Below are 13,607 nucleotides of genomic sequence, written 5' to 3'. Positions count from 1 at the left end.
GCCCTAGAAGTCATTCCTGCTCCTGCTGGAGGAGGTTCATCACCATGATCACTCCGTGCGGCGACATGTCGTCGGTGTGCAGGCGGGAGAGCTCGACGTTGAGCCGGGCGGGGCGTCCCCTCCGGTTCACGCCGTCCAGGGTGACGCCGTCGTCGCGGCCGTCCCCCGGCTTGGCACCGGTGTCCAGCATCCGCTGCGCCCTGACCAGGATCTCCCCGACGGGCAGGCCGATGTCGAGGGAGGCCAGCCGGCAGCCGATCGCCTCGTCGGCGCGAAGGCCCCACAGCTCCTCGGCTCCCGGGCTCCAGACCAGCACCCGCAGGTCCGTGTCGACCACGGCCACCGCGTCGCCGAGACTGCGCACCACCGAGGAGACGAGGGCGGTGGCCCGCCTGAGCTCGTCGCTGCGGGAGTTCAGGGTTTCGTTGATCTGCTGGAGCTCGTCGTTGGTCGACTGCAGCTCCTCGTTCATCGTCTCCAGCTCCTCGTTGGTGGACTGGAGCTCCTCGTTGGTGGTCTCCAGCTCCTCGTTCGTGGACTGGAGCTCCTCGTTCGTGGTCTCCAGCTCCTCGTTGGTCGACCGGAGCTCCTCGTAGGCGTGCTCCAGCTCCTGGTTCGTCTGCTCCAGCCGGTCGCGGAGCCTGCGGTAGCGCGTCACGTCGTGGAAGTTGATGCCGACGCCGACGAGCTCACCGCCCGGTTCCAGCAACGGGACGACGGCGATGTCGAAGACGCTGGGCTCCGGCGCGTTCGGCCGGTGCCAGGTGACGTCCTGGAGCTCGGCGACGCGCAGGTCCAGCTCCACCTGTTCGATCACCGAGCGGAGCTCGGCCGGCCGGTAGGACACCTCCAGATCCTGGAACGGCCGCCCGATGTCGCGGGGATCGAGGTTGAAGAGCAGCTCGGCGCGCGAGTTCGCCAGGGCGAGGTTCCTGGAGCGGTCGAGCGCGATCTGCGCGACCGAGCCGGTGGCGAGCGCCGCCGCCTGCAGCACCGTGTGCCGCGCGTACGGGCGGGTCTGCGACACGTCGGCACCGGGCGCCCAGGTGGCGCGGCTGACCGGCGGGGACGATCCGATCTTCTTGAACAGCCTCATGCGGAGGTTCACCGGCTCGAACCTGTCGCGGTGGTTGAGCAGCATCTCCGCCCTGCCCAGGAAGAGGTAACCGGGGTCGGAGAGCGCGAAGTGGAAGCGGCGGACGATGCTGAGCTGGGTCTCGCTGTTGAAGTACATCAGCGTGTTGCGGGCCAGCAGGAGGTCGACCCGGGAGATCGGCGCGTCGCGCGTGAGGTCGTTGCGGCCGAAGATCAGCTGGCGCCGCAGGTCGCGCCGGAACCCGAACCCCGCCTCCACCGGCTCGAAGTAGGTCTGGCGCAGCTTCTCCGGCACCTCGGCGAGCTGTCGTTCGGCGTAGACGGCCGTCCGCGCCGTCTGGAGGGCCTTCTGGTCCAGATCCGTGGCGTATATCTTCACCCTCTCGCGGAACTGGTCCATGCCGAGCTCCTCGGCCAGCACCATCGCGAGACTGTAGGCCTCCTCGCCCGTCGCGCAGCCCGCGCTCCAGATCCGGATCACCTTGCCCGGCCCCTTGCTCGCCAGCAGGGAGGGGATCACGGTCTCGCGGAGCGTCTGCCAGGCGGCCGGGTCGCGGAAGAAGGCGGTGACGTTGATCAACAGGCTGTCGAAGAGCCGGTTGAACTCCTCGGGCTCCAGCTCCAGGTAGTCGCGGTACTCGCCGTGGTCGCGGAGCTTGAGCGCCTCCAGACGCCTGCTGATGCGCCGCATGAGGGTGGTGCGCTTATATCCCGTGAAGTCGAAGCCGCACGTCTCCTTCAACATGAGCAGGAGATCGTCGAATTCACGTTCGTCGCCGAGCATCACGATGCCAGCCTAGGCCCGTCACCGACCGCTACGTGAGGGGCAGGGGTTTCCACGGTGCCGTCGATGCGGCTTTGTGGCGTTCGCACCGCCCTCCCGCGACGGCGGCCTCCAGCGGCCCGGCACGGTCGAGGATTCCCGGCGAGACCGCTCCCCCCGCGCGGGGGCGCGTGGCGCCACCGGAACGGAGGCGGCGAGATCGCCGGGAGGCCACGCGACTCGCGAGGAGGGCGCTCAGGGCCTCCACACCACCGGCCGACATCGCGACGACCATCCGTCACACCCGCTGGAACCCGCGTTGGAACCTGCATTGGAACCTGCCACATTCAGCTTCTATCTCGTCGGAGCCCATTCATACTGGGGAGCCGGGGGATTGTCGGCAGGGCCTCGGAAAAACCCGTGAAGGGTACGGCCAATATGGATATGTCGGTATATGTCATTCACCAGTACGGTGACACGGCCCTGGTGGCCGTGACGGGCGAGCTGGACGCCTTCAACCACCGGCTGCTGGAGTCGGAGCTGGAGTCACTGATGCTCCAAGGCACCCGGCACATCCTCGTGGACGCCGGGGAGCTGCTTTTCTGCGACGTCAGCGGGGCCCGCGCGCTGGAGCGGATCCACGAGGGCCTCCGCGCGGCCGGGGGCGAGCTGTTCGTCGTCCCCTCCCCTACCGTGATCCGGCTGTTCGACGTGCTCTGGGGAGCGCAGGAACCCGAGCACCCCGGCCTGGTCGACATCTCCGGCCTGGACGAGCTCCCCGGGGCCTCGCCGCTCCCCCGGCGTCACCTGCCGGTCCTGCGCCGCCTCGGCGGCAGGCGCCGCGCCCGCCGGGGCGTCACCCCGCGCGCCGGGATCCTCACCTCGGAAACGTCCTCCCCGCCGGAGCGCACCTTCGCGGAAAGCACTCTTACGGAAAGCACTCTTACGGAAAACGACGCCGCGAAAAGCACCGCCGCCCGTCCTGGTCCGGGGAGCACGACGCCCCCGGACCGGGACGGGCGGGAGGCGGCGCACCCGGTGCTGGAGAGGGCCGCGCAGCTGAGACGGGAGGCGGCGGCACGCCTGGAGACGCTCCACCTCCAGACGCGGACGGCCTGCGCGACGCTGGCCGAGATCCACGACCGGATGGCCACCCTCCAGGACGGGCTGGAAACCCACCTCGCGACGCGGGCCGAGGTGAGGCGCGCCTGCGGCGACCCCCTCCACCGGGCGGCGGCGGATCGGACGCGCGAGCTCACCGCCTCGTTCCCGGCCGGGCCCGGCTGAGTCGCACCGCCACGGCCTGTCTGAAATGGCGTACGGAAACGCGCCGGAATCCGGCCGCGGGCCGGACGCGCCCAGGGTTAACGATCCCTTAGCGTGCCCCTAGCAAATTCTCCACAAATCTTGGCACATGAAACAAATCACCAGAATCACCGTCGGAACCCTCGCGACCGCCGCCCTCCTGGCGGGCGGCACGGCGATCAGCGCCACCGCGGCCACCGCCGGCACGACCGGCACCACCGGCACGACCGCGACCGGCACCGCGAGCACGGCCGCCGCACCGGTCACCACCTCGGCGTACATCTCCTCCCGCAAGGCCGTGCAGATCGCCAAGAAGCGCGTCCCCGGCGCGCGCGTGAGCAAGGTCGAGCGCGATTGGGAGCACGGCCAGCGAGTCTGGGAGGTCGAGCTGCGCAAGGGCGCCTGGGAGTACGACGTCTACGTGTCGGCGAGGACCGGGAAGATCATCAAGTTGAAGCGCGACTACGACGACTGATCAGCAGGCTTTGAGAACGGCTTCCATGGCGTCCTTCTCCCCGGACGTCACCCACAGGTCGTACTTGACCTTCACCTTGATCTGACGCTCGACGTAGGGGCACCGGTAGGCACGGCGCGGCGGCAGCCAGGTCGCCGCGTCTCCGGCGCCCTTCTGGCTGTTCAGCGGCCCGTCCACGGCCAGCAGGTTCAGCGGGTCGTTGGCGAGTTCCCTCCGCTCGGACTCGGGCCACCGCTGGGCGCCCTTCTGCCAGGCGTCGGCGAGCGCGACCACGTGGTCGATCTGCACCGCCATACTGGTCCGCGTCCCGCGCTCGAACTTGATGGTCTTGCCGCTGTACGGATCCTCAAGAATTCCGGACTGCACGACGCAGCCCTCCTCGCCCTTCTTGAAGACCTCTTCCTTCAGATCGCGAATGAGAATGTCGTTGCGGGTGTCACAACCGTTCCTGTCGACGTCCGACCACGCGGAACCGAACTCCTCGCGATCGAACCCCGTCATCGGGGCGCGTCCCTTGACCTCGAGTTTCCCCAGGTCCTTGAGCGCCTCGGACGCGGACTGCCCACCCCCGGAGGACCCCGCCCCCTCGTCCGTACCTCCGCCGGGCATCGGGCCGCAACCGGCCACGGTGAAAGCGATCGTCGCGACGACCACACCTCGTACCAGCGCAGCCCGCACCCTGCCACCCCTCACGCGTTCACTCTCTGAGGCGGCAAATTACCCCAGATACCGCCCTCAATCCTAAAAGCCGCAAGCAGTTTTCGGGGAACGAGAAAATTCCCGGCCTATCAATCCACACCTTAACGACATCTCTGACGTGACCTGCACAAAGACAATCACCGCCACTTCGCCCGGAGACGAGGAGGCGCGACCCGTCCGAAACACACGCCCTCAGATATTCACGCAGCGCGACTATCGACTCCGTAAAGCGACGGTGCTCTAATGGCCAGGAGCGCTCACACTAGGTGAGCAATTCGCTACGGAGAGGAATCGCGTGAGACGACTCTCATCGCGTCATCCCCACCTCGCACGAACCGTGACGGGATTGACCACCGCCGCGGCCACCCTCATCCCGGCCTCCGGGGCCGGTCCCGCCTCGGCGGCCTCCGCAGTGGCTTCCTCGGTGGCCTCCTCGGCGGCCTCCGCCCCGGCGGCCGAGCGCCGGGCCCCCGCCCTGCCGCCGCGAGGGGTCCAGCTCGCCGACAGCGCCGAATGCGCTTTCAACAGTCTCTGCCTCTACCGTGACTACGACTTCAGCGGGCCGGGATACAGCATCCCCGCGGGCTACCCGACCGATCTGAACGACGTGCCGATGCCGGGCGGCGTGGGCGGCTCCTCCACCGCCGCGGACAACGTCTCGTCGTGGATCAACAACACCGGCTACTACGTCCAGCTCGTCGACTACGCGGGCGCGGAGCGCACGCTGCCTCCCTACCACTCGCTGGAAGAGTCGTTCGAGACCAACGACAGCGTCGACGCCGTCTACTGGCTCTCCTGACATCTCCGGTCCTCCCTCCCCTTCTCCCCGCACGCCCGCTCATCCGGGCCCCGGGGAGAGGGGCTCCAAGGGCAGGGAAGAAGGTCTCCGTGACCGTTCCGACCAACCGGACCGGATATGACCTGACCGTCCGGATCAGGTGATCAGGATCCCGCCGTCGACCGGGATCACGGCCCCGGTGACGTACGAGGCGGCGTCCGAGGCGAGGAAGACCGCGGCGGCGACGAGTTCGGCCGGGTCGCCGGGACGCCTCATCAGCACCCGGTGCTCAAGCTGCCAGGCCAGATAGCCCTCGGCGTACTGGTCGGTCATCTCCGAGGCGAAGAAACCCGGCTCGACGCAGTTGACCCGGATGCCGCGCCGCCCCGTCCACTGCTGGGCGAGGTCGCGGGTGAGGCCGACGACGCCCGCCTTGGAGGCGCTGTAGGCGGCCTGCGGCAACCCCGCGGTCGTCTCGCCCAGGATGCTCCCGACGTTGACGATCGAGGAGCCGGGCCTCATCACCCTGGCGCAGGCCTGCGCCATCCAGTAGGTGCCGTGCAGGTTGATGTCCACGACCTGCCGGAACTGCTCGGGCGTCTCCTTCAGCGCCGGGACCGCCGAGCCCACCCCCGCGTTGTTGAGCAGGATGTCCACCGCGCCCAGTTCGGCCACCGCCGTCTCGGCCAGTGCCCGGCAGTCCTCGGGCTTGGTCACGTCGGTGACGAGGGCCACGCACCGCCTGCCGGTCTCCTCGACCAGGGCGCGGGTCTCCTCGAGGCGGTCCCTCCTGCGGGCACCGATCACGATGTCCGCGCCCGCCTCGGCCAGCCCTCTCGCGAACGCGACCCCCAGCCCCGAGGACGCGCCGGTGACGATCGCGACCTTGCCGTCCAGCCGGAATCGTTCCAGCATCCGGATCCTCCCTCGTCCGCCCAACGCGCCGAACGAGATTCTAGTCACCGTGACGAGAATCGCTCGTGAGGAGTCTCCTCACGGGCGACGCGGTGTCCCGCGGACGGGTTCCCGACCGGCTCGAACGGTACGGTTTCCCGGGCCCCGAGCGGTTCGGAGGCGGCTCGCCCTCCCCCTCCGAGAACCGGACGACGCCAGCCGACACCACAGGCCGCCCCAGCCGGGGACCGGACGACGCCACAGGCCGCCGGGCGCGGCCGTGGCGAGCCGTCCTACAGGCCGTACTCCTTGGTGATCCGCTCGTGCCGCTCCACCTCGACGTCGACGGCCTTGGCCAGGTCGAGCCAGGCCAGCGGGTGCACCCAGCGCTCGGTGGCGTCGTCCAGAAGCGCGTCGAGCTCGACCGGGCTCACGTCCGGCGGGACCGCGATCCAGCCGAACACGCCGGGCAGCGGCTCGCCGGAGGTCGGGTGGGTCACGGTGTAGTTGTCGTCGCTGTAGACCCACATCGGCCAGCCGCGCTCGACCATGACGTCGTTGAACTCCGTCCAGTCGGCCTGGCTGGGAGCGGCGCCGTCGAAGAACCAGCTGGTGTAGCCACCCGGGCGGAGCATGCTGACCGCGGCGAAGGGCGGGACGAAGCTCTCCTGCTCCTCGGCGCTCTCCGGGATCGGCTCAAGCAGCTGTGGCTCGAAGACGACCAGGTCACCGGCGTTGTACTCCATGCCGGGAGGCTGGGGGATGGCCAGGCGCGCCGTCGCGGGGCCGGTGCGCACGCTCAGGACCTGGCGCTGGCTGCCGTCGGGGGCGGGAAGGATGATGCGCACCAGGCCCATCTCCTCCTCGATCGGCCCCTCGCTCGACTGCAGCGGCATCCCGATCTTGGCGGCGCCCAGGCGGACGGTCTCCCAGTCCTCCGCGGCCGTCGCCATGACGACCATTCGCCAGATGTCCTGCTGCTCGATCTCCCCGGAGTCGAGGAGATCGCGCAGGATGCCCGCGCCCTTGGCGTTGTCGCCGAGTTGCTGCACCGCGGCGGACCACAGGCGGGCCGCCTCGATGCCGCCGCCCGCGGCGACCGCCGCCTCTCCCTCGGCCGCCGCCTGCTCCCAGCGCTCCCGCGCGGTGTGCAGGCGGCCCAGGGCCAGGTGGCGCTGCGCGGCGGGCAGCCGCTCGGCCACCTGCTCCAGACGCTCGTCCTGGCGGGCCTCGATCAGCAGGCCGCTGAGGTACGACGCGTCCTGCGGGTCGGCGCTCTCGATGTCGCCGGACTCGACCAGCATGGTCCAGTAGATGTCGGCGCCCCTGGCCGGGTAGCCGAGGAAGCCCAGCGTGGTGGTGTGGCGCCGGGTCGCCTCCACGTCACGGCCGGACAGCGGGGTCAGCCAGCCCACCCAGCGCTCGGGGTCGGCGTTGAAGCCGTCGGCGGCGTCGAAGTAACCGACCAGCTCGTCCGTGGGGCCCGGAGCCGGAAGCGCGGTGGCCTTGTCCGCCGCGGTGCGCAGCTCGGCGATCCGCTCGGTGACGTCACCGGGGCTCCTGAGCTCCCCGGCCGCCGATTCCGCCAGGTCGGCCAGGAGGCGCGCCTGCCAGATCCCCTGGCGGGCGACCGCCAGGTGCCCGGCGACGAGCGCCAGCTCGACCCGGGCGCGGTAACCGCCCATCATGGCGAAGTAGTCGATCCACTGCTTGAGCACCCGGCCCAGCTGCCAGGTGTTGGTGATCTGCGCCGCTCCGGCGAGCGCGCGGACGGCGTGCGACCACTCGACCCAGACACGGGGGTGGTCGCCGACCACGTCGAGGTCGGGCAGGGCGTCGACGGACTCCTGCACCCGGCCGAGGGTGGCGAGCACGAGCGCGCGGAGCACTCCCTCGCGGTGCTGCTTGGCCACCGGGTCGTCGGGCTTGAAGCCGGTCGCGGCGTCGAGCGCGGTGAGCGCGTCCTCGGGGCGTCCGGCGGCGAGCAGCGCGCGGGCCGAGGCGGCCCCCAGCTCCCAGCTCGCCTCGCGGCCCGCGCCGCCCAGCGCCGCCACCGCGGTCTCGGCGTGGGAGACGGCCTCGTCGGCACGACCCGCGTCGACCAGCGCCGCGACGTGGTGCTCGGCGACGGCGGCGAAGGCCAGCGAGCCGGGCTCGACGTCCAGGGCCGAGAGGGCGGCCAGCCGCTCGGCGGCGTAACCGGGACCGTCGGCGTTCGCCTGCGCGATGGCCAGCGCCACGACGGCACCGGGCACGGACGGGCACTCGCGGACGTCCTCCCGCCTGGTGAACTCCACGAGTGTCTCGGCGTCGGCGATCGCGACCGTCCCCTGCGCGCGGTCGCCGACGCGGCCGATCAGGTGCCAGTAGCGGGCGTAGAACTCCAGCCAGGGCAGCCGCAGGTTCTCCGCCTGCTGCGCGATGGCGGGCGCGAGCACGTCGAGCTGCGCGTACCGGCCTTCCAGCGCCTGCGCGGGCACGTCTCCGATCGCCATAGCCAGACCGGTGTTACCTGCTTCATGCAGTTGCCGCTGGGTGTCGCCCACCCAGGCCCAGATGTCCACGTCCATGAGACGTCAGTCTGCCAGGTCGGGGAGCATGCCCCAAACGGCTTGGCGAACCCGCACGCCCCCAGGGCCTCACGGTATGACCCTGTATGACCCCGCACGTGCGGATGAGCGCGATCCCGCCGGACGCGCGGCCCGCGGCGCCACCACGAGGGTCACGGAAGATTCACCCGTACGCCCCGGAGCGTGACCCCGGCGGACACACCGCGCCCGCACGACGCCACCGGGGTCATGGGGGACCTGGATCCCGCACGCCGCCCGGAACGCGACCACGACGGACGCGACGGGGACGCGCGGCGCCCGGAGCGTACCCCGACCCGGCGCGGCCGGGGACGCGTACCGCTCAGAGCGTGATCTCGCCCGACGCGACCAGGACCGCGGGACCCGCCAGGTAGCTGGTGTGCTCGTCGAGGGTGACGGTGACGGTGCCTCCGGGCACCTCCACCGTCCAGGTGCCGCTGGTCTCCCCGGCCAGCCGCGCAGCCGCCACGACCGAGGCGACCGTGCCGGTGCCGCAGGACCTCGTCTCGCCCGAGCCGCGCTCGAAGACCCGCATGACGACGCGGCGCGGGCCCACCGGATTGAGCAGCTCGATGTTGACCCCGCCGGGGAACACCTCGGGGTCGAACGCCGGCTGGTGGCTCAGGTCGAGCTGGGCCACCGGGTCGCCGATGACGCAGGCCAGGTGGGGGTTGCCCATGTCGACGTGGAGACCCTCGTACTCGTGGCCCGCGACGGTCGTGCGGCTCGACCCCAGCACCCGGGGCGCGCCCATGTCGACGGTCACGTCACCCGTCTCCGCCAGCCGTACCCGCCGGACGCCTCCCCTGGTCGCGACGCCGAACTCCCCCGGCGCGGCGAGGCCCGTGTCGACCAGGTAGCGGGCGAAGACCCGCATCCCGTTGCCGCACATCTCGGCGACGCCGCCGTCGGCGTTGCGGTAGTCCATGAACCACTCGGCCTCGCCCGCCTGGCCGGAGACCTCCGGGCTGAGCTTCGTCCGCGTCACGCGCAGCACGCCGTCCGCGCCGATCCCCGCGCGCCGGTCGCACACCGCCGCCACGATCGTCGCGGACAACTCCAGCTCACCGTCCGGGTCGGGGAGGATGACGAAGTCGTTCTCGGTGCCGTGTCCCTTCGCGAATCGCATGTCCCAACTCTATCCAGGCACGCGTCCGCCCCCGCCACCCCCGTCGTCCCGGCACGGTCCGGGGAGGGGTCAGCCGTGAATCGCGGCGAGCGCGCGGCCCAGGAGGTCCGGTTCCCGCTGGGAGATCCAGATCACGCGGGGATCGCGGCGGAACCACGACTCCTGGCGGCGGACGAACCTCCGCGTCGCCCGTACCGTCTCCTGCTTCGCCTCCTCCTCGGTGCACTCACCGCCGAGGAAGCGCAGCACCTGCGCGTACCCGAGGGCCCGGCTGGCCGTACGGCCTCCGGCGAGCCCGCGCGCGGCCAGTTCCCTGACCTCGTCCACCAGCCCGGCCCGCCACATGTGGTCGACCCGCGCCTCGACCCGGGCGTCCAGCACCTCCCTGGGCACCTCCACCCCCAGCTGGACGCTGTCGTAGACGGCGTCGTACGACGGCATCGTGGCCGAGAACGGCCGCCCGGAGATCTCGACGACCTCCAGGGCGCGGATGATCCTGCGCCCGTTGCCCGGCAGGATGGTCTCGGCGGCCTTGGGGTCGCGCTCGCGGAGCCGCTCGTAGAGCGGGCCGGGGCCGCTCAGGTCGAGTTCGGCCTCCAGCCGGGCGCGGACCTCCGGATCGGTGCCGGGGAACTCCAGGTCGTCCAGGGCGGCTCGCACGTACAGCCCGGATCCGCCCACCAGGATCGGCACGATCTCCCTGGCGCGCAGGTCGTCGATGATCGGCCGGATCAGCGACTGGTACTCGGCCACGCTGGCGGCCCTGGTCACGTCCCAGATGTCCAGCAGATGGTGAGGCACCCCCCTGCGCTCCGCCACGGAGAGTTTCGCCGTCCCGATGTCCATTCCTTGGTAAAGCTGCATGGAGTCGGTGTTGATCACCTCACCCCCCAGTTCGAGGGCGAGATCCACGGCCAGGTCGGACTTTCCGGCCGCGGTCGGTCCGACAACGGCGATGACGGGTAGCTGAGGCACGGGGTAAGTCTGCCAACTCCCCGGGTATGGATGAGAGGCGATGCGTCCTCGCATCGGAATTGGGGGATTCACCATGTCGATCCTCGACAAGGTCAAGCACATGCTGGGCGGAAACGCCAAGACCGAAGAACTCGCCAAGCAGGGCATCGACAAGGCGGAACAGTTCGCCAAGAGGAAGCTGGGCGGAAAGCACGCCCGGAACATCGAAACCGCCGCGCAGAAGGCCAGGGAGATGGCCGACAAGATCGACGAGCCGGGCACCACGCCGCCGCAGGACACGGCACCCGAGCCCGGCCGCACCACGCCGCCGGGTACGACACCCGCGCCGGGCCGCGCCACGCCTTCCGGGCGGGACGACACCACACCCGGTCCCGGCCAGCCCGGCACCACACCACCGCCCTACGGGCCGTAGGCGGTCGGCGGGGCCGATTCGGGCCCCGGTCAGTCTCGGTCAGTCCCAGTCGAGCATCGGCTGCAGGTACCCCTCCAGGGTCAGCAGCCAGCGCTTCGACTCCACGCCGTCGCCACCGCTGAACCCGCCGAGCCCGTTGCCCGCGACCACCCGGTGGCACGGCACGATGACGGGAATCGGGTTGGCTCCCATGATCGACCCGATGGCCCGTGCCGGGACCCCCGTACCGCTGCGGGCCGCCAGCTCCCCGTAGGTCACCGCCCTCCCGTACGGAACCGTCTCGTACAGGGTGCCGAGCACCCTGCGCTGTACCGGTGAGGTCAGCCGCCAGTCAACCGGCACCCCGAAGACCTTCAGCCTGCCCGCGTAGTAGTCGCCCAGCTCGCCGAGCACGGCCGCCGTCCTGCCGGGATCGTCCACCTCCTCCAGCCCCGGCCGTTCGAGCAGGCGAGCCCTGAACCGGGCCGGGTCGCCCCAGCCCACACTCACCACGCCGTCCTCGGTCACGGCGACGACCATGTCCCCCAGCCGCGTCGGAACGCTCCCGAACGCCACGGTCCCCGCCATCGGCCTCATTCCCCCTTCGCGAACCCGTCGTCCCCGGCCCCCGGGGCGTCGCGCCCGTCCTTCGTACGCCGCGTCAGCCGTTCTGGGCGCCCGTCCTCACCCGCTCACCGTAACCAATTCCGGGCGGGATCAATCCGTCCATCGGGCCACGAAGTAGCCGACACCGTAGGGCGCGTCGTCGTAGAGGATCTCGCCGCGCAGGGCGCCTCCGCACCCGCCGAGGACCTGCAGGGCCGCGCGGCCCGCGACCCACAACTCGGCGGCCTCGCCGGGGTCGAGCGCCGGGACCTCGGCGCGGGCGAGCGCCTCGACGATCGCCCTGTCGTACGGCTCCGCCCGGGGATCCAGGTATCCGGGGGACTTCTCGGTCAGACGGGCCGAACCATCGGCCATGACGAGCATCGCCACGCGACCGGCCGTGGCCGCCAGCCGTCCGCCCAGGGACGCGCACTCCCTCGGGGCCGCGCCGAAGGAGATCGCGTGGAATCCCGAGGCGGTCAGGCGCTCTCTTCCGAGGAGCCAGCGGCCGACCGACAGGGACAGCGGCAGGACGGGCTCCCCCTCTCCGCTCCGGACGTCGACACCCCAGGGCGCGAGGCTACCTGCGGCGTCCGCGCCGTACGTCGCGGTCCGGTCCGCGCCTCCCACCACCACGATCTCGTCGGCTCCGGCGTCGCGCAACGCCCCGATCGCGGCCGCGCAGGCCGTCCTGAGGTCGTCGAGCTCCGAGGCCGCGGTCCCGGCCAGCTCGGGGACCAGCAGCGGGGGATGCGGGCACACGGCCGCGGCGACAAGCACCTCGCCAGACTAACGGAGCCCTCCTCAGGAACCACTCCGGCGTCTCGCGGCGAGGGCGGTCGTACGGGACCTCGTACCGGATGCCGTACGGGGTCCGGAAACGCGCCGGGGCACGGTGATCCTCTCACCGTGCCCCGGCGGGCGGTCATGCCCCGGCGTGCCGGTCGTGTCCGGCAGGCCGGTCCCGGGTCAGTAGCCGCCGATGGGCCCCTGGGGATGGACGTAGCCGACAGGGCCGTCGTTCAGATAATCCTGCTCGGTGTCCTGCGGCTTCTGCGGGCTGCCGCTCTGCTGCTGCTTCGACGGCTTGTCCTCCGCGGGCCTCCCCGCGGCCGACTCGGCTCCCGGCTCGCTCTCGTCCGCTGTGCCGCTGCCGGTGCCGGAGTCGCCGCCTCCGGTGGAGGTGTCGCCGCCTCCGGAGGCGGCGTCCGCCTCCTTCTCCGGCTTCCGCTCCTTGGCCTGCGGCGGGCTCTGGTCCGGCTCGGGCTCCTGGGACGCCTCCTGGGCGCTGTCCGGTGCCGACGGCACCCGGGGGTCGTCGCCTCCGGCGTTCATGAAGGCGAAGACGGCACCTCCGCCCAGGAGGGCGGCGGCGAGGACGGAGAAGACGGCTATGGCCAGGCCGCTTCCCCGCTGGGTCTTACGACGTTTTCTGGGCTCGCCGACGGAGTCGGCGAGGATCTCTGGCTCTCCGGGACTGCCCGGGGATGATGGAGGGACATGCATGGGGAAAACTCCCTGCGGCTCTCGGGGGGAAACCTCCACGGCTTCCGAGGGTGCCGAACCACAGTAGCCACAGCAGGGAAATGCTTGCACATCAATCACGGGTGAATCACGAAATATCATCTGTTAGGGGACTGGCGACGGCGGCACGCGCATAGCCGCTGGCGGGAGCGGTGGCACCACCGGGATCGCCGTCCCCATCGGGGATTCCGGCGATTCGATCATGGACTCGCGTCGTGTGGGAAAGCGCCTTCGGAAAGGGCATCCGGAAGACCCCGCCCGGAGGAAAATTTCCGGGGACATCCGGGATCCCGGCCCCCGGATCCCCGGCCCCGGGCCCCGTTCACGGTCCCGGTCATGGAAGGAGCGCGTCCACGGAAACCGGCTCGGAGGGCGCCCCGGGAAG

At 71.0% G+C, this 13,607-nt stretch carries 13 protein-coding genes; 4 read left to right on the top strand and 9 right to left on the bottom strand.

The window, feature by feature from the left end; all coding sequences use genetic code 11:
- Nucleotides 1-10: 10 nt before the first annotated feature.
- Nucleotides 11-1,879, bottom strand: coding sequence for a CheR family methyltransferase (locus ABD817_RS25700; protein ID WP_344920818.1), 1,869 nt, complete (start codon nucleotides 1,877-1,879; stop codon nucleotides 11-13).
- Between the two features lie 423 nt (nucleotides 1,880-2,302).
- Here ABD817_RS25700 and ABD817_RS25695 point away from each other — a divergent pair, with 423 nt between their 5' ends.
- Both ABD817_RS25695 and ABD817_RS25690 read left to right on the top strand, forming a co-directional pair.
- Nucleotides 2,303-3,145 (top strand): STAS domain-containing protein, encoded by an 843-nt coding sequence (locus ABD817_RS25695; RefSeq protein WP_344920702.1) that lies wholly within the window; start codon nucleotides 2,303-2,305, stop codon nucleotides 3,143-3,145.
- Between the two features lie 127 nt (nucleotides 3,146-3,272).
- Nucleotides 3,273-3,638: a PepSY domain-containing protein gene (locus ABD817_RS25690; protein WP_344920701.1), complete on the top strand. Its 366-nt coding sequence runs from the start codon at nucleotides 3,273-3,275 to the stop codon at nucleotides 3,636-3,638.
- Here ABD817_RS25690 and ABD817_RS25685 read toward each other — a convergent pair whose 3' ends face one another.
- Entirely contained in the window at nucleotides 3,639-4,316 is a 678-nt protein-coding gene (locus tag ABD817_RS25685; protein WP_344920700.1) for an HNH endonuclease family protein, read from the bottom strand.
- 367 nt (nucleotides 4,317-4,683) lie between these two features.
- Here ABD817_RS25685 and ABD817_RS25680 point away from each other — a divergent pair, with 367 nt between their 5' ends.
- Nucleotides 4,684-5,136 carry a peptidase inhibitor family I36 protein gene (locus ABD817_RS25680; protein ID WP_344920699.1) on the top strand — a complete coding sequence of 151 codons (453 nt, stop codon included), beginning with the start codon at nucleotides 4,684-4,686 and terminating at the stop codon, nucleotides 5,134-5,136.
- A gap of 135 nt (nucleotides 5,137-5,271) precedes the next feature.
- Here ABD817_RS25680 and ABD817_RS25675 read toward each other — a convergent pair whose 3' ends face one another.
- The 4 genes from ABD817_RS25675 to miaA all read right to left on the bottom strand — a co-directional run bounded on the left by ABD817_RS25675 (nucleotide 5,272) and on the right by miaA (nucleotide 10,701).
- Nucleotides 5,272-6,030, bottom strand: a complete 759-nt coding sequence (locus tag ABD817_RS25675) for an SDR family NAD(P)-dependent oxidoreductase (protein WP_344920698.1) — start codon at nucleotides 6,028-6,030, stop codon at nucleotides 5,272-5,274.
- Between the two features lie 272 nt (nucleotides 6,031-6,302).
- Nucleotides 6,303-8,579, bottom strand: a complete 2,277-nt coding sequence (locus tag ABD817_RS25670) for a tetratricopeptide repeat protein (RefSeq protein ID WP_344920697.1) — start codon at nucleotides 8,577-8,579, stop codon at nucleotides 6,303-6,305.
- Nucleotides 8,580-8,919: 340 nt separating this feature from the next.
- Nucleotides 8,920-9,726, bottom strand: coding sequence for a diaminopimelate epimerase (gene dapF, locus ABD817_RS25665; RefSeq protein ID WP_344920696.1), 807 nt, complete (start codon nucleotides 9,724-9,726; stop codon nucleotides 8,920-8,922).
- A 69-nt stretch (nucleotides 9,727-9,795) separates the two neighbouring features.
- Nucleotides 9,796-10,701 carry a tRNA (adenosine(37)-N6)-dimethylallyltransferase MiaA gene (gene miaA, locus ABD817_RS25660; protein WP_344920695.1) on the bottom strand — a complete coding sequence of 302 codons (906 nt, stop codon included), beginning with the start codon at nucleotides 10,699-10,701 and terminating at the stop codon, nucleotides 9,796-9,798.
- 73 nt (nucleotides 10,702-10,774) lie between these two features.
- Here miaA and ABD817_RS25655 point away from each other — a divergent pair, with 73 nt between their 5' ends.
- Nucleotides 10,775-11,113, top strand: a complete 339-nt coding sequence (locus ABD817_RS25655; RefSeq protein WP_344920694.1) for an antitoxin — start codon at nucleotides 10,775-10,777, stop codon at nucleotides 11,111-11,113.
- A 39-nt stretch (nucleotides 11,114-11,152) separates the two neighbouring features.
- On the opposite strand, the gene ABD817_RS25650 is transcribed toward ABD817_RS25655, so the two are convergent.
- The 3 genes from ABD817_RS25650 to ABD817_RS25640 all read right to left on the bottom strand — a co-directional run bounded on the left by ABD817_RS25650 (nucleotide 11,153) and on the right by ABD817_RS25640 (nucleotide 13,204).
- The gene (locus tag ABD817_RS25650; protein ID WP_344920693.1) at nucleotides 11,153-11,680 is read right to left on the bottom strand and encodes a methylated-DNA--[protein]-cysteine S-methyltransferase; all 528 of its coding nucleotides are present in this window, start codon (nucleotides 11,678-11,680) and stop codon (nucleotides 11,153-11,155) included.
- Between the two features lie 129 nt (nucleotides 11,681-11,809).
- Entirely contained in the window at nucleotides 11,810-12,478 is a 669-nt protein-coding gene (locus tag ABD817_RS25645) for a class III extradiol dioxygenase subunit B-like domain-containing protein (protein ID WP_344920692.1), read from the bottom strand.
- A 189-nt stretch (nucleotides 12,479-12,667) separates the two neighbouring features.
- Entirely contained in the window at nucleotides 12,668-13,204 is a 537-nt protein-coding gene (locus ABD817_RS25640) for a hypothetical protein (RefSeq protein ID WP_344920691.1), read from the bottom strand.
- Nucleotides 13,205-13,607 lie beyond the last annotated feature (403 nt).

Origin of the sequence: Streptosporangium oxazolinicum (genome assembly GCF_039537505.1) — a bacterium.
In the GTDB taxonomy this organism is placed as follows: Bacteria; Actinomycetota; Actinomycetes; order Streptosporangiales; family Streptosporangiaceae; genus Streptosporangium; species Streptosporangium oxazolinicum.
This window is presented reverse-complemented; position numbering and strand designations above follow the sequence as displayed.

Coding starts and splice junctions, on each gene's coding strand:
- ABD817_RS25700 (WP_344920818.1), bottom strand. CDS start 1,879: ATGCTCGGCGACGAACGTGAATTCGACGATCTCCTGCTCATGTTGAAG.
- ABD817_RS25695 (WP_344920702.1), top strand. CDS start 2,303: ATGTCGGTATATGTCATTCACCAGTACGGTGACACGGCCCTGGTGGCC.
- ABD817_RS25690 (WP_344920701.1), top strand. CDS start 3,273: ATGAAACAAATCACCAGAATCACCGTCGGAACCCTCGCGACCGCCGCC.
- ABD817_RS25675 (WP_344920698.1), bottom strand. CDS start 6,030: ATGCTGGAACGATTCCGGCTGGACGGCAAGGTCGCGATCGTCACCGGC.
- ABD817_RS25670 (WP_344920697.1), bottom strand. CDS start 8,579: ATGGACGTGGACATCTGGGCCTGGGTGGGCGACACCCAGCGGCAACTG.
- dapF (WP_344920696.1), bottom strand. CDS start 9,726: ATGCGATTCGCGAAGGGACACGGCACCGAGAACGACTTCGTCATCCTC.
- ABD817_RS25655 (WP_344920694.1), top strand. CDS start 10,775: ATGTCGATCCTCGACAAGGTCAAGCACATGCTGGGCGGAAACGCCAAG.
- ABD817_RS25650 (WP_344920693.1), bottom strand. CDS start 11,680: ATGGCGGGGACCGTGGCGTTCGGGAGCGTTCCGACGCGGCTGGGGGAC.
- ABD817_RS25640 (WP_344920691.1), bottom strand. CDS start 13,204: ATGCATGTCCCTCCATCATCCCCGGGCAGTCCCGGAGAGCCAGAGATC.